Genomic DNA, 22,519 nt, shown 5'->3' with positions numbered 1-22,519 from the left:
GGCCCGCGCGGGCCTCTAGCTCAATTGGCAGAGCTGCGGACTTTTAATCCGTAGGTTGTGGGTTCGAGCCCCACGGGGCCCACCCCCCACCGTCCGGGTCACCCTGTGGCGTCGTGCCGTTCTCGAGCCACTCGACGGGCACACCCGTCGCCATGGCCCACGCCTTGAGCATGACCGGGCGGGGCCGCTTGCGGTCGCACTCAGCGTTGTTGACCGTGCCGTGGGACACGCCGAGGAGCTCCGCGAACTGCTTCGTCGAGAGCCCGGTCTTGGCCCGCGCCTTGCGGAGCCTGTCGCCTTGGGTCCACTCCGGGACCGTCCAAACCGTGGTTGTGCTCATGCGTCCAGATTAGGACATACGACACGCCCAGCAATGGGTATTCCGACCTAGATGTTTGCGCCCTATTAGGTCATCACCTACTTTGGTCCTCGTGACCACCCTTACCCGGCCCCCCGTCAGCGTCTCGCAGGCCGCCGAGTTGCTGTGCGTGCACCGTCGCACCGTCCTCCGGATGATCAACGCGGGACGCCTCGAGGCCGTCAAGCTCGGGGAGAACACCGCCGGGTGGGCGATCGACCCCGACTCCATCGACGACCTCCTCGGGCCCGACCCCGAGCAGGAGGCCGGCGCGTGAGCCCCCTCGACGTCCCGGCCGCGCTCGCGCTCATCGGCGCGGGCCTCCTCGTCGCCCTGTGGTGCGTGTGGGCCGTCCTCGTCGTCCGCGCCACCGACCGCCGCCGTCGGGCCCTCAACCTCGAGCTCCGCCAGCGCCGCTACTCCAGCCTCGACGACATCGTCGACCGCCGCCCGGGCCTCCGAGCATGAGACGCCGCCGCTCTCCGCACCGCCCCTCGTGCCGCCACTGCCCCCGCGTGCGCCTCCTCGGGCAGCAGTTCCATGGGTGGCGTGCCTCGTGGGAATCCGCCCTCGAGCACGAGGCCATGGGCTACGCAACCGAAGCGGCCGAGTTCCGCGCCACCCGCCCCGCACCCACGTTTGGTGCCTTTCTCGTGGCCATGACCGGCACCGGGTGGCCCATGTCCGGCACTGCCCCCGTGCGGAGGTTGGCCTCGTGAAGCGCCGCCGCCGCACCGAGCGACTCCACGCCGCCATGCGCGACACCCACTGTCCCGTGTGCGGGCACGTCATCTACCGCAACCACCAGTGCCAGGGCCGCCCTCCCGCGCCCCTCACGCCCGAGCAGCTCCGGGCCAACGTCGAGGCGTGCAGAGCAGCCATGCGCACCGCCACCGAGCACACCGTCGAGCAAGGGGAGTTGTTCTAGTGGGTTGGATCAAGCGCCACGGCATCCTCGTCCACGAGGGCACGTTCTCCGAGCCCACCGACGACGAGCTCAAGCCCTACACCCTGTCTGCCAAGCCGGTGGAGGAGCGCCAGTACCCGAGTTGCGCCCGCCCGGGTGGTGTCACCGCCCACAAGCGCCGGGGTGAGGAGCCGTGCTTCGACTGCCTCCGGGCCTCGACCCTCTACCACACGGCCCGTCGAGCAGACTCTCGCGCTCGCGTCCGCGCTCAGGTGTCGGCATGACGTCGACACGCGCCCTCGAGCGCCTCCGTGCCCGCCTCGAGGCCCGTATCGGCCGCCTCGAGGACGAGGGCCGGCACGCCGAGGCCGAGGAGGCCCGCAAGTGCCGCCTCCTCGTCGTCGAGGCGCACGACGAGGTCACCCTCGCCCTGTGATTCACCACCACCAAGGAGGCACCGCATGACCCGCAACAAGAGCACGACCACCGACGACGACGTGTGGCCCGAGGGGCCCATCCCGTTCGAGGTCAGCGAGCACGACTTCGCCCTCGACGACGACGTCGACGCCCAGCCCGACTACACCGCCGAGGAAACCGTCGTCATGCCCGACGAGGTCGAGGAGGCCACGGAATGACGACGACCACCTATGCCCAGGTGTCGAGCAAGCTCGGGGACGTCAAGGGGGTGACCAAGAGCATCGCCCGTGAGGTGTTCGACGCCGCCACCGGCGCCGGCCACGACGTGTGGTTCCTGTGGGGTGACGGCCCCGGCGACGAGCACGGGTCGGGGCTCGCCCTCGACTTCATGGTGCGCGACAAGGACACCGGTGACTTCGTCCGCAACTACCTGTGGCAGCACCGTGGCCGCCTCCGCCTCCGTCACGTCATCTGGCACCAGCGGATCACGTCGACCGTCAAGAGCCCCGGTGTCGTGCGCCTCATGGCCGACCGTGGCGACGTCACCAAGAACCACGAGGACCACGTGCACGTGTGGTTCTTCGACGGCACCTATCAGGCCCCCACGAGGCCCACGACGGCCCCACGGCCCGCCGTGCCCCCGTACCCCGGCAAGCAGCTCCGCCGTGGTGCCAAGGGTGCCGCCGTCAAGCAGCTCCAGGCACGCCTCAAGGCCCGGGGGTGGTCGATCAAGGTCGACGGCTCGTTCGGGCCCGCCACCGAGAAGGTGGTGCGCCAGTTCCAGGCCAACAAGGGCCTCCGGGTCGACGGCATCGTCGGCCGCGCCACGCACTCCGCCCTGTGGCTCCTCCCCGTCTCGTAGGAGCCCGCGCCACCCGCCCTAACGGCATACACCCGGGTTCGAGTCCCGGGAGGGCACACAGTCCGTCCCACGACCACAGGAGGCCCACCAGCCGCCACACAGACCCTCTAGGCGTCTTCCCTCACGGTTCTAGCCACTAACCAGCAACCGCCCCCGTCAGAGTCCTACGACGTTGCGGGGGACGTCGTGCCCGTCGCTCACCACGCCGGCAGCGTGTGCCACGGGTCCAGCACAGCCCGCCCTCAAATCGAGGGTGGGCCATGAGTGTTGGCCCGTCCAGAGCAAACGGGAGGCATGGCGCTTGGGTCCGGGGATCCCGGAACGGGAGGGGGAGCCAAAGCCGAGAGAACCATGCCCGCTAGGGCTCCGCGCCGTAGACCGGCACCCGCCCACCCGACAGGAGCACCACCGACCATGAGCCGCCACCACGACGCCCGAGCCCAGGCCGCCGCCCGACGCATACTCGCCCCGGCCGTGGCCGCCGGTGTCATGGTGTGCCCGAAGTGCGGGGAGCCCGTCCTGCCCACCGACTCATGGGATGCCGGCCACCTCGACGACCTCGCTCTCGGTGGTCACCCTCGAGGTCGAGTCACCGCCGAGCACTCATCGTGCAACCGCTCAGCCGGTGCCCGTCTCGGTGCCCAGCTCCGTCCGCGTGGCCGCCGTCGCCTCGCCGCGTGGCTCAAGCCATGACCGGCATATCGCGGGCCGTCGCGAGCCCCGTGTTTTTGAGGATCGACGACTCCCGCAACCCCGTGCAGCCGTCATTTCTCTCCCGCTCGACCCCATGGATTTCGGGCGGGACGCCGAAATCGCATATCACCAACTGACTAGGAGAACGCCGCCATGACCAAGCTCCCGGGCCTCGAGGACGAGGAGGAGAAGGGCTCGAGCTACGGGCCCGTCTACCAAGGCACCGCCCGCCAGATTCGTCGGCTCACCGCGTCGGGCTCGTTCAAGGGTGAGACCCAGATCATCGACCCGGACATGTGGGCCGGCACCATCGCCCAGGCACGCTCGCTCGCCGCGTCGATCGACCGCGCCTCCGGGCATGGCGGCCGACCGCAGGCCAACGGTGTCCCGCTCGCCCAGATGCACATGCAGCTCGCCGCCCTCCTCGCCGAGCTCAACCCCGAGGCCAGCACCGAGGAGGCCGACCCGCTCACGCTCGCGCTCGAGGAGTTCCGCCGCAACGAGGAGGCACAGCGTGGTCGAGCCACGGCACCACACCCCGAGGTCTGACTGGCCGACCCGTGGCGGTCAGGCCGCCGTGCTCGCCTCCGCCAAGGGCCGGCCGTTCCTGCCGTGGCAGCGTCGAGCCGCCGACGTCGCGCTCGAGTTCAACCCCGACACGGGCCTCTACCGCTACAGGGTGATCGTCCTCACCGTCCAGCGTCAGGCCGGCAAGACGACGCTCGTGGGCGTGCTCGGTGACCACCGGTGCCTCACCCAGCCCGGTGGCCGCGTGTGGTTCACCATGGACACCGGCAAGAAGGCCGACTCGTGGATGCGTGAGGAGCACCTCCCCAGCCTCCGCCCGTTCGGTGACCCCAAGAAGCGCGGGAGCCGCTACACCGCGTCCCTCCGCGCCGGCGAAATCGGGCCCAAGTGGGCAACGCTCGGGTCGACGTTCCTCACGTTCCCACCCACCCGGGACGGACTCCACTCCAAACAGTCCGACCTCGTCGTGCTCTCCGAGGCGTGGGCCTACTCCGTCGAGCAGGGCACCGACATCGTGCAGGCCGCCCAGCCCACCATGGGCTCGCGCTACCAGCACGAGCTCGGGATGCACGGGGCCCAGCTCCTCATCGACTCGACGCTCGGGGATGACTCGTCGGTGTTCCTCGACTCCTACGTCGAGGCCGGGATCGCCGCGCTCGACAAGCCCGACGGCGGGGTGTGCATCATCGACTACGGCATCCCCGACGACGCCGACGCCACCGACCTCGACGTCATCCGTGAGTGGCACCCCGCCTACGGGCACACCTTCACCGACGACGCCCTCGAGGCCGCCGTCGAGGCGTTCATCGACCCGCACACCAAGCTCTTCGACGAGGCCGGGTTCGCCCGGGCCTACGGCAACCGCGCCACCCGCTCGAGGGTGTCGGTGTTCCCCGAGGCCGTCATCACCCGTATGCAGGCCCCCCGCCTCGAGGTGCCCTCCCGCGTCGGGCTCGGGCTCGACGCCACCCCGTCCGGTGACCGGTTCGCCCTGGCCGCCGCGTGGCGCGACGAGGAGGCCCACGCCTACCTCGAGGTCATCGCCAACGGGCCGGCCACCCGCGAGACCCCCGCCCTCATCGCCGCCGTCGCCCGCGCCCGCCGCGTGCCCGTCATCGTCGACCGCGCCGCGATCGGTGCCGTCGAGCTCGTCGACGCGATCGGCAACCTCAGGGGCCCCAAGGTCAAGTTCGAATACACCTCGACCCCCGAATACTCGAGCGCGTGCACCGTCATCAAGCGACAGACGTTCGCCGGCACCGTCCACCACTTCGGCGACGCCGACCTCGTCGCCGCCATGGGCGTCGTGGCCGAGCGTCCCATCGGTGACGACGCGATCGGGTGGGGCCGCAAGGGCTCCGCCGGGTCCATCGCCGAATGGGTGGCCGCCACCCTCGCGCTCCGGGCGTTCGACAACCTCCCGGCCCCCAGCGTCAAGCCCGTCATCGTCACGAGCGCGTCGCGCTAGCCAAACCCTCAAGTAGAGGTTTAGGGTTTGCCCCGTGGGATTCCTCGACCGCCTCGACTCGTGGCTCTCAGGCACGTCGTCAACGGCCGCGCCCTCGACCGCGCTGACCCCGTCGACCTCCCGGGTCAAGAGCCCATGGTCGACCGGCCACCTCGAGCGGATCGTGTGGGCCGACATTCTCGGAACCGAGGCCCTGCCCGTCACCCGCGCCGAGGCCATGGGCGTCCCCGCGATCGCCAGGGCACGCCACATCCTCGTGTCGACGATCAGTGAGTGCCCCCTCGTCACCCTCGACAACGAGGCCCCGGGCTCCCCCACGCCGTGGCTTCAGCACACCTCGACGACGACGAGCCCCCAGCACCGCATGGCATGGACCGTCGACGACCTCATCTTCTACGGGTGGTCCCTGTGGGTCGTCGGCCGTGACGACGACAACAAGATCATCGACGCCGCCCGGTGCCCGTTCGAGTGGTGGAAGTTCGGCGAGGGTGGCGTCATCCTCGTCAACGACGAGGAGGTGCCGGCCGACTCCGTCGTCCTCATCCCCGGCTACCACGAGGGCATCCTCAACTTCGCGCCCCGCACCGTCCGGGGTGCGCGTGAGCTCGAGAGCCAGTGGGCCGCCCGAGCCTCCAACCCCATCCCCGCCACCGAGCTCCACCACACCGACACCGACAAGCTCGAGAACCACGAAATCCGCGAGCTCGTCGACAGTTGGACCGCCGCCCTCAACGAGACCGGCGGGGCCGTCGCCTACACGCCCCACAACATCGAGGTCAAGCCGCACGGCACCGCGTCGGCCGACCTCCTCATCCAAGGCCGCAACGCCGCCGCGATCGACGCCGCCCGCGCCGTCGGTGTCCCCGCCGTCATGGTCGACGCCTCCAACGTCAACAGCACCCTCACCTACGAGACGACCGCCGGCCGGAACCTCGAGTTCCGTGAGTTCTCTCTCTCCCTCTACATGGCACCCATCCGGTCACGCCTGTCCCTCGACGACGTGAGCGCACCCGGTGAGCGGGTCGGGTTCGACACCTCGCAGCTCACCGACCTCCCCTCACCCACCGGCCCCAACACCGAGGACTGACACATGACCCGTCTGACCATCGCCGGCCGCCTCACCGCCGCCGAGGACCGCACCCTCAAGGGCCTCCTCGTCCCGTTCGGGCGTCCCGGCTACACCAACAAGGGCCGCGTCGTCGTGCAGCCGGGAGGCATCACCTACCCCGCCGACGGCACGCTCCTGGCCGCCCTCCACGCCACCCTCGACCACCTCGACGAGCGCGACAACGTCGCCCGGTTCGTCAAGGTCACCGAGACCCCCGCCGGCCTCGAGGGTGAGTGGGAGGCCCTGCCCACCCACGGCGGGGACCGCCTCCTCTCCGAGTTCCGCTCGGGCAAGCGCACCGGCATCAGTGTCGAGCTCGAGCCTGTCACCGTCGCCGACGGCATCGCCACCGGAACCCTCGTCGGGTGCGCGTTCCCCGAAAAGCCGGCTTTCGCCGACGCACGCCTCGTCGCCGAGCTCGCCCCCGACGAGTCCCCCGAGGACGAGGACGAGGACGAGGACGACACCGACGACACCGACGACCTCGACGACGAGGCCGACGACACCGACCCCCCGGCCGAGGACCAGCCCGACGCCGACACAGAAAGAGGTACCACCGTGACCCGTTCCGCCACGGCCCCCGCCGACCTCCTCGCGTCCCACGCGGGCGGCGGCACGGGCACCCGCCGCCGCTCCTCCGGGGACCGGCTCCTCGCCTCCGACTCCTCCCCGCAGGACGTCTACCGGCTCCTCGCCCAGGCGTTCTCGAGCCGCAACGCCTCGACTCGGGACCGGCTCCTCGCAGCCCTCTCGGACATCATCCCGGACAACATCACCGACCGCGAGCAGCCCGCGTGGATCGGTGAGCTCTGGAGTGGCAACGCCTACCAGCGCCGGATCGTCCCGCTCCTCTCGTCGGCCGACCTGACCGGCCTCAAGGTCAAGGGTTGGAGGTGGGTCACCAAGCCCGAGATGGCCGCCTACGCGGGCAACAAGGCGGCGATCCACTCCAACGCCGTCGACACCGAGCCCTACGAGGAGGAGGCCCAGCGTTGGGCCGGCGGTCACGACATCGATCGCAAGTACAAGGACTTCAACGACACGGAGTTCTTCGCCGCCTACTTCCGCGCCATGAGCGAGAGCTACGCCAAGCTCACCGACGGGTACGCCCTCCGCCGCCTCAAGGAGGGTTCGCAGCTCATCGCCGCCGGCCCCACCCCGGACGGTGTCCCCGCAGGGTGGGCCGCCGTGGTCGACGGTGCCCTGGCCGTCATCGACGTGGGCACCCCCACGTTCGCGCTCGTCGAGAAGACCCTGTGGCGGGACATGATCCTCACCGGCACGGACAAGTTCCTCGAGTTCCTCAACGCCTCCATCGGCTTCGAGGAGGGCACGCTCAACTCGTCCAACTTCAAGCTCATCCCGGTGGGTTCGTCCGGTGTCGGCACCGCGTCGAGCCCCGTGGGCCTCGACCTCGGAGAGGTCATCGTCGGCACCAAGGCCGCGGTCACCCACCGCGAGCTCGGTGGTGGCACGCCCATCCGTGTCGACGCCGTCGACATCGCCAACGGCGGAGTCGACGAGGCGTGCTTCGGCTACAGCCACGTCGACATCAACGACGCCCGTGGCCTCGTCAGGGTCGACCTCACGGCCGACGCCTGACCGTCCCACGCGGGTGGGCACCCGTGATCCGTCGCCGTCCGGGTGCCCACCCGTTCCCACCATCAACCAAGAGGAGCCACCGTGGACTCGTGGGCCACCCCCGAGAAGGCCAAGAGGTTCTGGCCCGACGCCGAGAACCTCGACCCCGAGCACCTCGACGAGCTCCTCGAGACCGCGACCGAGGCGTGCGCCGCCTACGCGCCGTCCCTGCCCGACGGCACACCCCGCCCTCGCCGGCACGAGCTCGCCGTCATCTTCCACGCCCGTGACCTCCACACCGCCGCCGAGCGCAAGGGCGACTCCGACCTCGTCGGTGTCGCCGACTACGCGATCCGGGCCCGCCCCCTGGCCGACGCCGTGCGCCAGCTCCTCCGCCCCCGCCACGCCGTCCCCCGGTTCGGGGCCCCGACGTGAACGCCCGCGAGTTTCTCGTCTCGCAGCTCGAGCCCGTCATGCCCTCGACCGTCAAGGTCGAGAAGTACGCCCGGGAGGTCGACTCCCCCACCCGGCACTCGCTCCTCCTCGTGCGGATCGACGACGTCGCCCCGCACCCGTCCGGCATCCCCGGGCAGCGCCTCTACTCGTTCGGGCTCGTCCTCATCCCCCGCAAGCGGGCCACCGGCTCCGGGGACGACGAGCTCGACAACGCCCTCGAGGACGTGCTCCACGCGATCGACGAGGCCGACGACATCGTGTGGACCCGGGCCGAGCGTGGCACCTACGAGGACAGCACCCACCCCGCGTATGACGTCACCGTCCAGGTGGCCCTCACCAAGGAGAAGTAGCCAATGCAGATCGCCGTCAAGCCCCACGTCCTCAAGGACATCGTGCTCAAGATCGAGGATGACGAGTACGAGGCGCACGTCTCGTCCGCTCGTCTCACCCCGTCGACCGAGACCCCCGTTCTCAAGTGGCAGGGCATGACGCCCTCCGCGCTCCACGTCGAGGCCGGGTCCGTCACCACCGATTGGGCGTTCGCGATCAACGCCGCCCAGGACTGGGAGACCGCCGACTCCCTCACCCGCTACCTCTTCGACAACGCCGGGCAGGTCAAGGACATCGTCCTCACCCCGCAGCGTGGCAAGGGAACCTCGTTCGCGTTCCGCGCCACGATCGTCCCGTCCGAGATCGGTGGCGACGTCAACACCGTGGCCGTCTCCCCGGTCACCATGCCCGTCGACGGCACGCCCGTCCCGTCGCCCGTCGTCGTCGCCCCCTGACCTCGTGGCCACGGGTGCGGAGTTCGCTCGAGCGTGCAAGGACGCCTCACGCCAGTTGAGGCGTCTGCCCGCCGAGCTCCGCCGCACCCTGGCCAACGAGGTCCGGGACGAGGTGGTCGAGCCGCTCGCCGCCGACATCCGGGCCGCGTGGACCGGCCCGCACGCCCGGGCCCTGTCCGCCTCGACCAAGGCCCGCGTCTCCGGTGACCCGAAGATCGTGGTCGGGGGTGCCCGCCGCGTCGTGAGTGGCGGGGCCTCCGCCCGCCAGCTCGTGTTCGGCAACGAGTGGGGAGGAGGCAAGCGGGTCAAGGCGATCCCCGCCCGCCCCGCCCGCCGAGGTCACCGCCGCCACACCACCCGCCAGTTCCCCACCACCGGGCAGCACACCGTCTACGGCACCATCCACGCCACCCTCGACCGCACGTTCGACCGGTGGGCCGACGTCGTGAACCGCATCATCGAAAGGAGCCTCGACCGTGGCTGACCGTGGCCGTGACCTCAGTTTCGCGCTCCTGTCCGACGTCTCCCGGTTCGACACCGACAAGCCCGCCCGCGACCTCGAGCAGCTCGGGGACGCCGCCCTCGACGCCGGCCGCAACCTCGACCGTCTCGACGACGACACCGCCAAGGCGGGCCGGGGCCTCGACGACCTCGCCGACGACACCAAGGCCGCGGGTAAGGCCCTCGACCGGCTCGAGTCCGACGCCAAGGGGGTCGACCTCGACCGGCTCGCGACCGAGGCCAAGGCCGCCGCCGGTGACGTCGACAGCGCGTTCGAGCGGATCGCCGCCTCGTCCCGGGCCAACCTCAAGAAGGTCGACACCGCCGCCGACACCGCCGGCGACTCCGTCAAGGACATGTCGGGCGAGATTCGTCAGGAGGCCCTCGAGGGGGCAGCCTCGTTCGACGGGTCCATGGAGTCGATGAAGGACTCCGCTCAGTCCATGGCCGCCAACGCCCTCGCCGCGTTCGGGCCGCTCGGGGCCGGCATCGGTGTCGCCGCCTCCGTCGGGTTCGGCATCTGGCGTGCTCAGTCCGAGAAGGCCAAGGAGGCTATCTCCGCGTTCACGGACAAGCTCATCGCCGACGGGGGCCGGCTCTCCCGGGAGTCCGTCCTGTCCAAGATCGAGGAGTTCGCCGCCGACGGGTCCATTCTCGACCTCAAGAAGCAGGCCGACACCGCCCGTATCCCGGTGGGCGACTTCATCAGTGCTCTCGCCGGGGACGCCGACGCCTTGGCCCGCTCGACCGAGGCGATCCGCCGCCGCAAGGAGGAGCTCTCCGCCAGCCTCGAGGGCACCAGCGACTTCACCACCGACACCCTCAACATGGCCAAGGCCCTCGACGACGGGGCCAACGCGCTCGGGGACACCGCCGAGCAGACCGCCGCCGCCCGCGAGGCATACGACGCCCTCGCCGTCGCCGCCGGCGGATCGGCCGAGGCGATCGAGGCCAACACCGAGGCCCAGGAGGCGTGGTCCTCCTCCGTCTCCGACGCCGTCGACCCGCTCGGGACGTACCAGCAGCTCCTCGACGACAAGGCCACCAAGGAGCGGGAGACCGCCGAGAAGACCGCCGCCGCCACCAAGAGCCAGAAGGACTCGTGGGAGGACTACGCCAAGGACGTCGACGTCTCCATTGCCGAGGTCACCGCCGCCCTCGAGCAGCAGGTGGCCGACCTCGCCTCGTGGTCCTCCAACCTCGCCACCCTCGCCGAGCGGGGAGTCGACGCCGGTGTCCTCGCCAACCTCGAGCGCATGGGCCCCGAGGCCGCCCCCCTCATCGCCAAGCTCACCAAGGCCACCGACGACGAGCTCGTCAAGTTCGTCGCGCTCACGCAACGCCAAGCCACCCTCGCCGCCCAGGCACCCGCGTCCGCGTTCGCCACGCAGACCCCCGCCGCCACCCGCGAGGCCGCCGCCATGCGGGCCGCCGTCGCCAACGAGCTCGGGGCCGGCGCGACGATCCCCGTGAGCCTCGACGGCCGCTATGCCATGAGTGACGCCGAACGGCTCCGCTACGACATCGCCAACCAGATCGGCACGATCGTCGTGCCCGTCCGCGCCGGCCAGTCGCCCTACGCCAACACCGCCGACAACGCCAAGTACAGGTGGTAACCCGTGCCCCTCACGTTCACCCCGCAGCCCGAGCCCGCCGCCGGCCGTATCCGCCTCGTCGTGGGCGGGTGGTCGACGGCGCCCACCCTCTACCGCTCCGACCTCAACGGCACCCACCGAGTGCGGGCCGACCTCACCCGCGCCCCCATCTACGACTACGAGGCCGCGCTCACCGGCGCCGTCATCTACGACGCCTCCAACGTGCAGCTCAGCGACGGCACGACAGCGAACATCTACTCGACCACCGCCCTCGACGCCCCCGGCCCGTGGTTCCACGCCGTGGCCACGCCCGAGCTCTCGTTCAAGCCGCGCCACCTCACGACCCGCTACACCGCGTCTGTCGAGACCGGGGCCACCGTGCACCGCCCGCTTCAGCGGCGATCGCCCATCATCGTCTCGGGGCCCGCCCGCACCCGCGAGGGCACGTTCGAGGTGTGGTGTGCCTCCCACGAGGAGGCCCAGGTCGCTCAGGCCGTCCTCCACGGCGGGGACGGGCTCATCATGCTCCGCGAGGCCGGGGTCCACCCGGGCCTCGACATGTTCTTCGTCGCGCTCCGCTCCTCCGTCGAGCCCGCCGCCCAGGTGCGCGACGGGTGGCGTTGGCTCGTCCGGGTCGACTTCGTCGAGCTCGACGACCCGGCCGCCACCCTCCGGCCCGCCCGCACGTTCCAGACGATCCTCGACGAGTCCTCCTCGTTCTCCGCGCTCCGCGCCGAGGACCGCACCATGGCCGAGACCCTCTCCGGTGGGTTCCAGTGAGCATCCTCCCCGCCCCGTTCTCACCGGCCGTGGCCGCGCTCGTCACCACGTCCCACCGGCAGCGCGTCCGCGCCGAGGCCCTCTTCCCCGACGGCACCACCTACGCCCTCGAGGTCGAGGACTACATGCTCGAGTGGACCGAGCGCCGCTCCCCCCGGGTCGAGGGCACCCTCTCGTGCGCCCTGCCCGACGCCGCCACCCTCGAGAAGCTCGACCCGCGCACCCACGTCCGGATCAAGGTGTGGGCCGCCTACTGGCTCCCCGCCGCCGCCGCGTGGGACGAGCAGCTCGTCGCCGACCTCCACCTCCGCCACCGCTCGGTGCGCCGCCCCGCCAACACCGTCACCCTCAAGGTCGCCGGCCTCGAGGCCCTCCTCCTCGACAACGGCGGGTATGCCGAGGGGGCCTCCGACTCCGACACCGGCACCCGCACCGCCGCCGCCTACATCGCGTGGATGGGGGCCGCGATCCTCGAGGGCACCCCGTCGGCCGGGGTGCCGTGGACCGTCGAGCCCGGTGGCCTCACCGGGGAGTATGTCCAGGCAGCCCCGTCCAACCAGTGGGAGGAGCTCCTCAACCTCGCCGAGCGGGAGAACCTCGACGCCTACGACGACGGGCTCCGCCACATGGTGGTCACCTCCGACGCCGTGTTCACCCCGCCCGTGCACGAGCTCGACGTCGACCCCGACGTGGGCACGCTCACCGACTCCGACGCCACCATGGACCGCGAGCTGTGGGCCAACCACGTCCTCGTCCGCTACACCGCGCCGGCCCCGGCAGGCCAGTCCGGGGAGCTCGTCATCACCGGCACCGCCACCGTCACCGGCGGGCCCTACACCCCCGCCAAGTCGCACTGGAAGCAGATGCTCGTCGAGCGCGACGGGCACCCCACGCAGGCCAAGGCCAACGCCGCCGCCCGGTTCCTCCTCCGCCGCCTACTGTCCCGGTCCCGGGGCCACAACCTCGAGGCCGTGGCCGCGTGGTGGCTCCGTCCGGGCGACACCGTCGGGCTCACCCTCCCCACCGGTGGCCGTGTGCTTCACCTCGTCTCCACCGTCACGTTCCGCACCGGCGGGGCCATGACGCTCGCCACCCGCCTGCCCGACACCCTCACCGTGATTGGAGAGTGAGCCCCCGTGCCTAAGACCGCCGTGTACCAACTCGAGACCCCGACGCTCGCAAACAGCCCGGACATGCCCTACTGGCTCGCCGTCCTCGCCGCCGACATCGAGGAGGCCCTCGCCGGCCTCGAGGCCAAGGGTGGGTTCGCCAAGGGTGTCCTCGCCAACGGCACCGACATCAACACGATCCGCACCCCCGGTGTCTACATCGTGCCCACGACGGCCGCCGCCGGCACCATGCTCAACTGGCCCGCCTCGTCGCCGGCTCGCGCCGGGGCCCTCATCGTCGGCAAGGACGCCGCCGCGTCCCTCACCACCCACGACGTCATCGCCTACACATCGACGGGCACCCCGACCGAGCGGTACTCCCGCGCCACCGCCTCGACGACGAACACCGCGTGGGGCCCGTGGTCCTCGAGCGAGTGGCTCAAGGGCCTCCTCAACGGCTCGAGCACGGCCCGGGTCAACGTCGACACCCACCGCGCCGTCGGCGCATGGACCATCACCTCGCGTACCTACGTCGACGGGCTCCCCGGCACCGGCCCCGGCCTCCTCGAGAACCTCGTGACGCCCGCCACCGGGTGGGCTCCGCAGCGGTTCACCGAGCGCGTCTCCGCCGGGGAGGTGCGCGTGTGGGTCCGGTTCGGGACGTCGACGAGCGGGTGGGCCGGCATCGCGTGGTCCCAGCTCGGGGCCCCGCCGTCCAACCCCTCGACCGCGACGAGTGACGTGCAGGTGTCCGACCACGCCGCCCGCGTCGAGGTGGCCCGCGCCCGCCGGGGTGGCGGCATCGGCACCGGCGGCAAGCCCGTCGTCATGGTCCGGTTTGACCACGGACTGTCCAAGTTCTCGTCGATCGTCCTGCCCATCCTCCGGACCTATAGCCTGCCCGCCACCCTCAACGTCAACGTCGACAACATGGGGCTCGCCCCCAACGGGGCCGGGTCGATCACGTGGGCCCAGGTGCAGGACTGGAACCAGTACGACGGCATCGAGATCGCCAACCACGGGGCCACCCACACCGACGCCAACACCCGCGCCAGCATCTACCACGAGGTCGTCGAGGGCCGCCGGCTCCTCGAGGCCGCCATGCCCCGGGTGGCCGTCGAGACCTTCCACATCCACGGCTCAGGCAACCTCATCGCCACCGACCTCCCCGGCGACACCGGCCTCAACATCGGCCGCACCCCGTCGAGCTTCACCGAGTCCTACGCCGGCAAGCTCGTCATGGCCGAGCACGCCGTGTCCGACGGCAAGTGTGGCGGGTTCTTCGTGCCCCTCTCCGGGCACCCCGTGGTCGGGCAGTCGCACATGTCGATCGACCGGGACGCCGCCGCCGACACGATCGCCCAGGTCGAGACCGCCAAGGCGTTGGGCCGAGGCGTCACCATCTACCTCCACCCCGACCTCCTCGACACCACGAACACCGCCGAGGGTTACCCCTACATGACGACCGCCGCGTTCACCGAGGTGTGCGCCTACCTCGCCGCCGAGCGAGCCGCCGGCCGGATCATGGTGATGACGGCCGCCGGTGGCGCGTTCGCCGACCGCTCCCACGACCGCCGGGAGAACCTCCTCGCCGGGTCGGGGTTGGCCACGACCGGCACCGGCACCCACACCCTCCTCCTGCACTCCCGGTTCGGGTGGGCCATGGGAGCCGCGCACGAGCTCGTCGTGCGCGCCAAGGCCAGCGCCGCGACGACGCTCACCCTCCGCGTCGAGCGCAGCGGAGACCCGGCCTCGTGGCTCGCCGAGAGGGTCCACAACGTCCCCGGCGACAACGTCGAGCGGGACTACCGCCTCAACATCACGCTCCCGCGTGACCCGTCCATCACCCAGGTGACCGTCAAGATCACCGGTCAGTCCCTCACCGTCGTCGGGCCGCCCGTGCTCGCCGCTATCTGAAAGGTTCCGTCATGTCCGACACCCGCAGCAGCACCACCGCCGCCGCGAGCAACGCCGTCGTCCTCCTCGCCGGTGTCGTGTTCGTCTCCGTCATCGCGGCATACGTCGCCCTCACCCTCGCCGACAAGCCCACCGACGGGCTCACCATGCTCGCCGGCCCCTCGCTCGGTGCACTCATCGTCAGCGGGCAGCTCTTCGGCCAGAACCGCACCCTCGACAAGATCGAGCGCCAGACCAACGGTGTCCTCGACAAGAGGATCGAGGACGGCACGCTCAGGGCCCTCGCCACCGTCGGTGTCGTCTCCGTGCCCCCCGGCTCCACCACGCCCGTCGAGCCCGTGACGCCCCCGTCCCCGGGCTCCATGGCCGACCTCCCGCTCGAGCGCACGGCACCGGCGCCGCAGTAGGCTCCACCCGTGAGCGACACCGAGCCCGACCCCGCACTGGCCGACCCCGAGGCTCCCACCACGGGAGACCCCATGTGGCAGCTAGACCAAGACCCCGACGAGTTCGACGAGGACGAGCAGCCGGCCGTCTAGGCCGCGGCCGCGCTCATCGCCGCTCGCACCGCGTCGTCGGGTGCCAGGACGTAGGTGGCCGTCGTCTCGGGCCTCGAGTGCCCGAGGAGCTCCTGTACCGCCCGCAGGTCACGGGTGGCCGCGTAGGCCCTCGTCGCGCACCGGTGCCTCAGTGAGTGCATCGTCACCCCGTCAGGCAGGAGCCGGCTCACTGCCTTGCTCAGATGGTGCGGGGTGAGGTGTCCCCCTCGAGGAGAGGGGAACACCCACCCCGTGCCGTGCTCGAGGATGGTCTCCGCCAGATCGTGGGGGAGCGGCACGAGGCGCACGTGCCCACCCTTGCCCGTCACCCGCAGCGACCGCCCCGCCAGGTCCCCCTCGACGTCCTCCACCCGCACTCGCGCTATCTCCCCCCGCCGCATCCCGCACCGCCCCGCCAGGTCGATCGCGAGACGCTCCCGTGCCCCCGCTTGCATCTGTGCCGCCCGGTATGCCGCCTCCGGGGTCGGCCGGGGCCGCGCTCGGGGTACCCGCACCGTCGGCAGAAGGTGGGCCGGTGAGTCCTCCCGCAAGCCCATGTGCCGCGCCCACCCGTAGAAGCTCCGCAGCGCCGCCCGCGCCGACTTGAGCGTGTTGGGTGCCCACCCGTTCGCGCCCAGCCACGCCGCCAAGGTGTCCGCGTCGAGGGCCAGCACGTCCCGGTGGTCCCGCTCGAGCCGCCGCACGTAGTACCGCCTCAGCGCGATCGTCGTCTCAGGCGTTCCCCCGGCCCGCAGCCACGCCACCCACGCCCTGACCTGTGACTTTTCCTCACCGTCGTCCTCGCCCATGGTGACTAGTCTCAACATGGGCGTAGTTGACCCTGCAACCTACTCGCCGGTTCGTTACGAACCACCCACGTCGCCCCGTGGCACTCGAGCGCGTGCATGTCGGCCGCCGCCGTCGCGCCGGCCTCCGGGCCCTCGAGGAGCCAGTCGCACCCGGTGCACGTCGCCACCGCCGGCCCCTGCCCGAGCAGGGCCACGAGGCACGCCCACACGCCCGCGCTCGCCGCCGGCCCCGAGCGCATCCACGGGGCCAGTGCCAGGGCGTCGAGGAGCCTCACGCCGCCGCCCTCAGAACTCGAGCGGCAGCTGTGGCCAGCCGAAACCCATAATCCGTAGGTTGTGGGTTCGAGTCCCACGGGGCCCACTTATCCTCACTGGCGACCCCCGGCTCTCGGTTCCCGGCTCTGGACTGCCGGCTCCCGGTGCGCGACCCCAATACCGGACGCGAATCGCTCAGCCGGTGACCGACCCGACCCCGAGCGCACACAAACGGTGACGACGGCGACACCTTTTCCACCCCTCGGGGCGTGCCGCGATGACCCGGGTGGCCCCTAGCATCGGCCCATGCGATCCGTCGACGAGACTCACTCCCGCCCGGAGGGCACCAGCGACGCGACGGTCGAGGCCGTCGGCAAGCTGTCCGAGGCGTTCGAAGTCATCGAGGAGGCACGCGGCTCGCTGTATGCCTTCCACCGCAACCTCGGCCGCGCCGACCTCACCCTCGGCGAGGCCGTCGAGCAGCTGCGTGAGGCCGGCCACGACGCGATCGCGGACGAGGTGGAGACCGACCTTCTCGGTCGCAACGTCCTCGCCGGGCGGTGGACCTTCCAGGTCATCGAGGAGTTCGACGACGGCTACTACGCGACGTTCCGCGAGCACGACCGGCGGGTGCGAGACGAGCTCATGGGCGGCCGGCGCCACGTCTACGAGGCCGAGATGAAGCAGGAACGCCGCACCCACGACCGCCCCGGCCACGAGGCCACCCCCGAGGACGTGTGAGCCCGACCCTCAGAGCGGCAGCGGAACGCCGTTGTCCCGCAACGTGTGGGCCACGGCGAGCAGCACCATCGAGACGAGGATCGAGCCCAGGAAGCCGCGCAGCCCGCTGATCCGCCGGTCGAGCGGCCGGTCCGGTCGGCGACGGATTCCGACGAGCTCGAGGACGGCATACGCGAGGACGCCGGAGGCGGCCGGGAGGGTGAGCATCACCCACAACCAGAACCAGCGCGTCCCCACCCGGGGCGACGGCCCCATGACGAGGAACGCGAAGAGGCCCAGCCCGCCGAACGTCACGACGACGGCGACCCACGACCCGTCCGAGAACTCGAAGGGCTTCATCGGCACCTGTGCCTCGCGAAGCTGGCCGACGAGAGCCGTCGACTCCTCGGTGGCGGCCATCCGGAGGTCGTCGGCCAGGGCTGCGGTCCCGGCCGGCGAGGCGACCAGCCAGCCGGTGCCACCCCAGGTGCGCCACACGAGGATGCCGCCCAGTGGCTCCCCCTTCGGCGGCAGGTAGGCACCCTCAGCCCCCTCCTCGAGGTCGCCACGCACGCCCGACGCCGGCGCCCGGGTGAGGTCGAGCGGCCCGGACTCGAGCTGCTCGGCGGCGTACCACTGCTGGACCGTTCCGTCGGCGAGGTCCGCCTGCAGCTGCTCGAAGCTCGAGGCACGTAGGCCCGTCTGCCACGACGACACGAGGAGGACGGCGACGACCGCGACGACGGCCCCACCGAGCGCCACGACGAGCCGCTCGCCCCAACCCGCCCACGGGCGCCTCCGCTCGCTCACGGCCCCCGCCGCGGCCTCCCCCACCCCCGTTGCCATGGATGAAGGGTGGCACGACAAACCCCCGCTGACCAGATGTCAACGAGGGCCTGCGAGTCGGTGGCGCGATGCGCCTCGCAGTCAGTCGAAGAGCCCGTCGAGGAAGGACTTCTTGCGGCGGTGGCCGGGCTGGCCGTAGTAGCCCTTGCCCGACGACGAGTAGCGCGGCGCGTGGCCGTAGGTCTGTGCGGCCGGCTGGCCGTAGGGACCCTGCCCGTATGCCGGCTGCTGCGGCGCCGCTGCCGGCGGCGGTGGCGCCTGCTGGGTCTGCTGCCCCTGCTGGCCGGGCCCGGCATAGTAGGCCGCCTCGGCGTTGACCAGCGCCTCGAGCTCACCGCGGTCGAGGAAGAGACCGCCACAGCCGGTGCACTGGTCGACGTGGACCTGGTTGCGCTCGTAGCTGCGCATCTCGGAGCCGCACTTGGGACACGTGAGGGTGCTCATGCCCGCTCAACGACCGACGTCCGTCGCGAGTGCCCGGCCAGGAGGAGGAGCTCCGACCGTGTCGCCGACCGTCAGGGTCAGGCTGCCGCGTCGAGGACCACGGGAAGGAGGAAGAGCATGCCCATCGACCACGTGAGGTGGGTGACGATCGGGCCGAGGATGCCGCCGGTGACCCGTCGCTGCAGCCCCACGACGGCGCCGACGAGGGCCGCGGCGAGGACGAGGAGCGGGATGCCCGAGCCCGCGACGACGAGCGCATAGACCACGGTCGTCACCAGAACCGCATGACGACGGCCGACGGCAGCGAAGAGCGAGCCTCGGAAGAAGAGCTCCTCGGCGACGCCGTTGACGGCAGTGATGACGGCGACGACGGCGAGCGACCCGAAGCGGGCGTGGTCGAGGAGCCGGTCGACCGGCTCGCGCAGCACCGGCAGTCGCGCGACGGCCATGGCTCCGAGGAGGAAGAGCCCGAGCAGCATCGCGCCGAGGACGAGCGACTGCACCACCGACCGGCTCGGCCGGTCACCCGCGCGCGTGTGCGCGAAGCCGAGGTGCAGTGGCCCCGACAGCAGTGCGCCCAGCGCCCAGACACCCGCGAGGGCGAGGGTGGCCGGGTAGAAGAGGTCGTTCCCCGGCTCGATCCGCAGCGCCCACGCGTTGACGCCGAGCCCCACGACGAGGGTGCCGAGCGCCACGATCCGACGCCGCTTGAACGCCCAGTCGCTCTCGGTGTGGTCGCGCGGGACCGGCGTCACGAGGGCAGCGGTGAGGAATCTGCGCAGTTCGTCGACCGGATTCGCCATGACGAGTGAGACGATGCCACAGATGACTTCCTCCCAGCAGCCTTCAGTCCTCGTGACGGGCGCGACCGGCTACATCGGGTCACGTCTCGTGCCCGTCCTCCTCGACGCCGGGCTGCGCGTCCGGGTCCTCACCCGGTCGGCCGACCGGCTGCGCGCCCGTCGCTGGGCCGACGACGTCGAGGTCGTCGAGGGCGACGCGACCTCGCGACAGGACCTCGACCGCGCGCTGGCGGGCATCGACGTCGCCTACTACCTGCTGCACTCGATGGACGGCAAGGACGACTTCGAGCAGCGCGACCGCGACCTCGCCCGCACCTTCGGCCTCGCCGCGCAGGGCGCCGACGTCGGCCGCATCGTCTACCTCTCCGGGCTGCACCCCGACGGCGGGCACCTCTCACCCCACCTCGCCTCGCGGGTCGAGGTCGGTGACCTCCTCATGGCCTCCGGCGTGCCGACGGTCGTCCTCCAGGCCGCGATCATCATCGGCTCGGGGTCGGCGTCGTTCGAGATGCTGCGCCACCTCACCCGCAAGCTGCCGGTCATGGTGACGCCCAAGTGGGTCAACAACCGGATCCAGCCGATCGCGATCGCCGACATCCTCCACTACCTCGTCGGCGCGGCAACCGTCGAGGGCGACGCCAACCGCACCTTCGACGTGGGCGGTCCCGAAGTCCTCACCTACCGCGAGATGATCCAGCGCTTCGCCAGCGTCGCCGGCCTGCGCGAGCGCGCGATCCGCACCGTCCCCGTCCTCACGCCGGGACTCGCCAGCCACTGGGTCGGGCTCGTCACGCCGGTGCCCTCGGGCATCGCCAAGCCGCTCGTCGGCAGCCTCATCCACGAGGTCGTCTGCCAGGAGGACGACATCGACGACCTGGTCGGGCCCCCGCAGGATGGCAAGACCGGCTTCGACGACGCCGTCCGGGCCGCGCTCGACGGCGCGAAGGACCGCCCCGAGCCGGGCACCGTCGACCCGGCCCGGCTCACGGCCGCCGACCCCGACTGGGCCGGCTGACCGTCAGCCTCAGCCGATTGCGCCGGGACTCGACGCGTCAGTCGCGGCGCATCGTCACCTGTGCGACATCGAGGTAGCCCGAGGCGAAGCCCGCCTCGCAGTAGGCGAGGTAGAACTCCCACATCCGCTTGAACGTCTCGTCGAAGGTGCCCCCCTCGATCGTCGGCCACGCCGCGAGGAACTGCACCCGCCAGCGACGCAGCGTCTCGGCGTAGTCGCCGCCGAACGCCCGGACCCCGCGCACCCGAAGCCCGGTATGCCGTCGGGTCACCTCCGAGATCGCGTCGAGGGACGGGATGAGGCCCCCGGGGAAGATGTACTTCTGGATCCAGCCGTAGGAGTCGCGGGTGGCGAGGTAGCGGTCGTGGCCCATGAGGATCGCCTGGACGACGGCCGTCCCGCGCGGGGCGAGCAGCGCGTCGATGGCGGAGAAGTAGGTCGGCCAGTACTCCTCGCCCACGGCCTCGATCATCTCGACCGACACGACGGCGTCGAACTCGCCGGAGACCTCGCGGTAGTCCTGGAGTCGCACCTCGACGCGCTCCGAGAGCCCGGCCGCGGCGATCCGCTCGCGGGCGAGGGCCTGCTGCTCGCGCGACAGCGTGATCGAGAGGACGTCGGCGCCGCGGGCCGCGGCGCGCAGGCTGAGCTCGCCCCAGCCGGTGCCGATCTCGAGGACGCGCGACCCCGCCGTGACGCCGGCGGAGTCGAGGATGGCGTCGATCTTGCGGTGCTGGGCCTCGACGAGGTCCTGCTCGGCGAGCGGTCGACTGTGGTCGAAGAGCGCCGACGAGTAGGACATCGTCGGGTCGAGGAACGCGGCGAAGAGGTCGTTCGACAGGTCGTAGTGGGCCTCGATGTTGGCCCGGCTGCCGAGGAGGGTGTTGCGGGTGCCGGTCGGCAGGGCACGGTCGACGATGCGGCGCATCGACAGCACCGGCTTGGGCAGGAGCCGACCCATGCGGGCGGCGAAGGGCAGCAGGGCCTGCGCGAGGTCGGTGCCCCGGGCCGCCCGCCAGTCACCGGCCATGTAGGCCTCGCCCAGCCCGATCTTGGGGTGCTGCTCGAGCCGGCGGTAGAAGGCGTCGGGCCGCACGACCTCGAGGGTCGGACCGTCCGGGGCTCCCCCGCCGACGTGCGATCCGTCCGGGTAGCGCACGTGCACGGGCAGGCCCGCGACGATGCGGTGCACGAGGGCGCGGGCGACGGCGCCGCGGGTGAAGAGGGTTCGCGCGGTGGGGAGCTCGAGCGGTGGCAGGGCTTCGGAGGTCATCGGACACTCTCCTCGTCGTGGGCGGGGCGGGGCTGGACGGGCAGACGGCGGGCCCACAGGCGGATGCCGTGCATCCGGATGAGAGCCGTCACCCGGTGGGGCATGAGGGGGTGGCGGGCGACGGTGCGCAGCACCGACGACGGCGTCGCCGGGACGGTGGCACCCTCGACGACGGCCGTGAGGACGAGCTCGCCCGCGCGGTGGAGCCGGATGCCGACGGACACCCGGTCGGCGTCGAGGTGGAAGCGGATCGCGTACTCGCCCGAGGTGTCGTTGAACGGGGAGACGTAGAAGTCCTTGTCCACGGAGGCCGCGCCGCCGGGACCGGGGCGGACGGCATACGCGTGTCGTCCGCCGTAGGTGTTGTGCACCTCGACGACGACACCGCGCAGGGCGCCGTCGGCGAGGCACCAGTAGGCGGTCATCGGGTCGAAGACATGGCCGAGGACCCGGGCGTGGGTGAGGGCGACGACCCGGGTCACGCCGTCGGCGGGGATGCCGGACCGCTCGAGGCAGCGCAGGACGTTGGCCTTGAGCTCGGGCATCGACCCCGCGCCGGCGAGGTGGTCCTCCGCGTGCAGGCTCGCGACCGGGCGCAGCCAGGCAGGCAGGGTCGGCGGGTCGTCGAGGTCGACGAGCCACTGGTAGTGCCGGTGCGTGAACGTGTGGCGCATCGGCGTGTGCCGCGTGTGGTGGACCTGCCCGACGACGAGGGCCGGGAGGGAGGGGAGCGTCACGACCTGGTCCGTG

Annotated in this window: 30 protein-coding genes and 1 tRNA gene; 24 read left to right on the top strand and 7 right to left on the bottom strand. The window is 71.5% G+C overall.

Features of this window, described 5'->3' with window-relative positions:
- Nucleotides 1-9: 9 nt before the first annotated feature.
- A tRNA-Lys gene (locus tag ACOJV7_RS10375) sits at nt 10-82 on the top strand.
- On the opposite strand, the gene ACOJV7_RS10370 is transcribed toward ACOJV7_RS10375, so the two are convergent.
- Nucleotides 44-340, bottom strand: a complete 297-nt coding sequence (locus ACOJV7_RS10370) for a helix-turn-helix domain-containing protein (protein WP_420190400.1) — start codon at nt 338-340, stop codon at nt 44-46. The two genes, ACOJV7_RS10375 and ACOJV7_RS10370, sit on opposite strands and share 39 nt — an antisense overlap.
- Nucleotides 341-431: 91 nt before the next feature.
- Here ACOJV7_RS10370 and ACOJV7_RS10365 point away from each other — a divergent pair, with 91 nt between their 5' ends.
- The 21 genes from ACOJV7_RS10365 to ACOJV7_RS10265 all read left to right on the top strand — a co-directional run bounded on the left by ACOJV7_RS10365 (nt 432) and on the right by ACOJV7_RS10265 (nt 15,604).
- Nucleotides 432-635 carry a helix-turn-helix domain-containing protein gene (locus ACOJV7_RS10365; RefSeq protein ID WP_420190064.1) on the top strand — a complete coding sequence of 68 codons (204 nt, stop codon included), beginning with the start codon at nt 432-434 and terminating at the stop codon, nt 633-635.
- Nucleotides 632-826 carry a hypothetical protein gene (locus ACOJV7_RS10360; RefSeq protein WP_420190063.1) on the top strand — a complete coding sequence of 65 codons (195 nt, stop codon included), beginning with the start codon at nt 632-634 and terminating at the stop codon, nt 824-826. Before ACOJV7_RS10365 ends, ACOJV7_RS10360 begins: the two co-directional genes overlap by 4 nt.
- 247 nt (nt 827-1,073) lie before the next feature.
- Nucleotides 1,074-1,286, top strand: coding sequence for a hypothetical protein (locus ACOJV7_RS10355; protein ID WP_420190062.1), 213 nt, complete (start codon nt 1,074-1,076; stop codon nt 1,284-1,286).
- Nucleotides 1,286-1,549 carry a hypothetical protein gene (locus tag ACOJV7_RS10350; protein ID WP_420190061.1) on the top strand — a complete coding sequence of 88 codons (264 nt, stop codon included), beginning with the start codon at nt 1,286-1,288 and terminating at the stop codon, nt 1,547-1,549. The genes ACOJV7_RS10355 and ACOJV7_RS10350 overlap by 1 nt, the downstream gene beginning before the upstream one ends.
- Complete coding sequence (locus tag ACOJV7_RS10345; RefSeq protein ID WP_420190060.1) at nt 1,546-1,701, top strand: hypothetical protein; 156 nt, start codon at nt 1,546-1,548, stop codon at nt 1,699-1,701. Before ACOJV7_RS10350 ends, ACOJV7_RS10345 begins: the two co-directional genes overlap by 4 nt.
- Nucleotides 1,702-1,726: 25 nt before the next feature.
- The gene (locus ACOJV7_RS10340) at nt 1,727-1,900 is read left to right on the top strand and encodes a hypothetical protein (RefSeq protein ID WP_420190059.1); all 174 of its coding nucleotides are present in this window, start codon (nt 1,727-1,729) and stop codon (nt 1,898-1,900) included.
- Nucleotides 1,897-2,544 (top strand): peptidoglycan-binding domain-containing protein, encoded by a 648-nt coding sequence (locus ACOJV7_RS10335; RefSeq protein WP_420190058.1) that lies wholly within the window; start codon nt 1,897-1,899, stop codon nt 2,542-2,544. The genes ACOJV7_RS10340 and ACOJV7_RS10335 overlap by 4 nt, the downstream gene beginning before the upstream one ends.
- A gap of 846 nt (nt 2,545-3,390) precedes the next feature.
- A complete protein-coding gene (locus ACOJV7_RS10330; RefSeq protein ID WP_420190057.1) occupies nt 3,391-3,786 on the top strand; it encodes a hypothetical protein in 396 nt (131 codons plus the stop codon).
- Nucleotides 3,752-5,233: a hypothetical protein gene (locus tag ACOJV7_RS10325; RefSeq protein ID WP_420190056.1), complete on the top strand. Its 1,482-nt coding sequence runs from the start codon at nt 3,752-3,754 to the stop codon at nt 5,231-5,233. Before ACOJV7_RS10330 ends, ACOJV7_RS10325 begins: the two co-directional genes overlap by 35 nt.
- Nucleotides 5,234-5,267: 34 nt before the next feature.
- Nucleotides 5,268-6,320 carry a phage portal protein gene (locus ACOJV7_RS10320; RefSeq protein ID WP_420190055.1) on the top strand — a complete coding sequence of 351 codons (1,053 nt, stop codon included), beginning with the start codon at nt 5,268-5,270 and terminating at the stop codon, nt 6,318-6,320.
- 3 nt (nt 6,321-6,323) lie between these two features.
- A complete protein-coding gene (locus tag ACOJV7_RS10315) occupies nt 6,324-7,943 on the top strand; it encodes a phage major capsid protein (protein WP_420190054.1) in 1,620 nt (539 codons plus the stop codon).
- An 81-nt stretch (nt 7,944-8,024) separates the two neighbouring features.
- Nucleotides 8,025-8,357 (top strand): hypothetical protein, encoded by a 333-nt coding sequence (locus tag ACOJV7_RS10310; protein WP_420190053.1) that lies wholly within the window; start codon nt 8,025-8,027, stop codon nt 8,355-8,357.
- Nucleotides 8,354-8,728, top strand: a complete 375-nt coding sequence (locus ACOJV7_RS10305; protein ID WP_420190052.1) for a hypothetical protein — start codon at nt 8,354-8,356, stop codon at nt 8,726-8,728. Before ACOJV7_RS10310 ends, ACOJV7_RS10305 begins: the two co-directional genes overlap by 4 nt.
- Nucleotides 8,729-8,731: 3 nt before the next feature.
- A complete protein-coding gene (locus ACOJV7_RS10300) occupies nt 8,732-9,163 on the top strand; it encodes a hypothetical protein (protein WP_420190051.1) in 432 nt (143 codons plus the stop codon).
- Between the two features lie 55 nt (nt 9,164-9,218).
- Nucleotides 9,219-9,647: a hypothetical protein gene (locus ACOJV7_RS10295; protein ID WP_420190050.1), complete on the top strand. Its 429-nt coding sequence runs from the start codon at nt 9,219-9,221 to the stop codon at nt 9,645-9,647.
- Nucleotides 9,640-11,280 (top strand): hypothetical protein, encoded by a 1,641-nt coding sequence (locus ACOJV7_RS10290; RefSeq protein ID WP_420190049.1) that lies wholly within the window; start codon nt 9,640-9,642, stop codon nt 11,278-11,280. Before ACOJV7_RS10295 ends, ACOJV7_RS10290 begins: the two co-directional genes overlap by 8 nt.
- A gap of 3 nt (nt 11,281-11,283) precedes the next feature.
- Nucleotides 11,284-12,039, top strand: coding sequence for a hypothetical protein (locus ACOJV7_RS10285; RefSeq protein WP_420190048.1), 756 nt, complete (start codon nt 11,284-11,286; stop codon nt 12,037-12,039).
- On the top strand, nt 12,036-13,169 hold the full coding sequence (locus tag ACOJV7_RS10280) for a hypothetical protein (protein WP_420190047.1): 1,134 nt from the start codon (nt 12,036-12,038) through the stop codon (nt 13,167-13,169). The genes ACOJV7_RS10285 and ACOJV7_RS10280 overlap by 4 nt, the downstream gene beginning before the upstream one ends.
- A gap of 6 nt (nt 13,170-13,175) precedes the next feature.
- The gene (locus ACOJV7_RS10275; protein ID WP_420190046.1) at nt 13,176-15,065 is read left to right on the top strand and encodes a polysaccharide deacetylase family protein; all 1,890 of its coding nucleotides are present in this window, start codon (nt 13,176-13,178) and stop codon (nt 15,063-15,065) included.
- Between the two features lie 11 nt (nt 15,066-15,076).
- Nucleotides 15,077-15,472, top strand: a complete 396-nt coding sequence (locus ACOJV7_RS10270; RefSeq protein WP_420190045.1) for a hypothetical protein — start codon at nt 15,077-15,079, stop codon at nt 15,470-15,472.
- Between the two features lie 9 nt (nt 15,473-15,481).
- Complete coding sequence (locus ACOJV7_RS10265; protein ID WP_420190044.1) at nt 15,482-15,604, top strand: hypothetical protein; 123 nt, start codon at nt 15,482-15,484, stop codon at nt 15,602-15,604.
- Here the strand turns inward: ACOJV7_RS10265 and ACOJV7_RS10260 are convergent.
- Nucleotides 15,601-16,413, bottom strand: coding sequence for a tyrosine-type recombinase/integrase (locus ACOJV7_RS10260; RefSeq protein WP_420190043.1), 813 nt, complete (start codon nt 16,411-16,413; stop codon nt 15,601-15,603). The two genes, ACOJV7_RS10265 and ACOJV7_RS10260, sit on opposite strands and share 4 nt — an antisense overlap.
- A gap of 561 nt (nt 16,414-16,974) precedes the next feature.
- Here ACOJV7_RS10260 and ACOJV7_RS10255 point away from each other — a divergent pair.
- Complete coding sequence (locus ACOJV7_RS10255) at nt 16,975-17,409, top strand: hypothetical protein (RefSeq protein WP_420190042.1); 435 nt, start codon at nt 16,975-16,977, stop codon at nt 17,407-17,409.
- A gap of 9 nt (nt 17,410-17,418) precedes the next feature.
- Here the strand turns inward: ACOJV7_RS10255 and ACOJV7_RS10250 are convergent, their stop codons facing one another.
- From ACOJV7_RS10250 to ACOJV7_RS10240, 3 genes are all read right to left on the bottom strand, one after another.
- A complete protein-coding gene (locus ACOJV7_RS10250) occupies nt 17,419-18,234 on the bottom strand; it encodes a hypothetical protein (RefSeq protein WP_420190041.1) in 816 nt (271 codons plus the stop codon).
- A gap of 81 nt (nt 18,235-18,315) precedes the next feature.
- Nucleotides 18,316-18,678, bottom strand: a complete 363-nt coding sequence (locus tag ACOJV7_RS10245; protein ID WP_420190040.1) for a TFIIB-type zinc ribbon-containing protein — start codon at nt 18,676-18,678, stop codon at nt 18,316-18,318.
- A 77-nt stretch (nt 18,679-18,755) separates the two neighbouring features.
- Nucleotides 18,756-19,481 (bottom strand): CPBP family intramembrane glutamic endopeptidase, encoded by a 726-nt coding sequence (locus ACOJV7_RS10240; protein WP_420190039.1) that lies wholly within the window; start codon nt 19,479-19,481, stop codon nt 18,756-18,758.
- A gap of 22 nt (nt 19,482-19,503) precedes the next feature.
- Between ACOJV7_RS10240 and ACOJV7_RS10235 the strand changes: the two genes are divergently transcribed.
- Complete coding sequence (locus ACOJV7_RS10235; protein ID WP_420190038.1) at nt 19,504-20,496, top strand: NAD(P)H-binding protein; 993 nt, start codon at nt 19,504-19,506, stop codon at nt 20,494-20,496.
- Between the two features lie 37 nt (nt 20,497-20,533).
- Here ACOJV7_RS10235 and ACOJV7_RS10230 read toward each other — a convergent pair whose 3' ends face one another.
- Nucleotides 20,534-21,769 carry a class I SAM-dependent methyltransferase gene (locus ACOJV7_RS10230; protein ID WP_420190037.1) on the bottom strand — a complete coding sequence of 412 codons (1,236 nt, stop codon included), beginning with the start codon at nt 21,767-21,769 and terminating at the stop codon, nt 20,534-20,536.
- Nucleotides 21,766-22,506, bottom strand: coding sequence for a DUF1365 domain-containing protein (locus ACOJV7_RS10225; protein ID WP_420190036.1), 741 nt, complete (start codon nt 22,504-22,506; stop codon nt 21,766-21,768). The genes ACOJV7_RS10230 and ACOJV7_RS10225 overlap by 4 nt, the downstream gene beginning before the upstream one ends.
- Nucleotides 22,507-22,519 lie beyond the last annotated feature (13 nt).

The sequence above is a fragment of the Knoellia tibetensis genome, from assembly GCF_048606415.1.
Classification (GTDB): Bacteria; Actinomycetota; Actinomycetes; order Actinomycetales; family Dermatophilaceae; genus Knoellia; species Knoellia tibetensis.
Note: the sequence above shows the minus strand (reverse complement) of the source record. Positions and strands in the feature narration are given on the sequence as shown.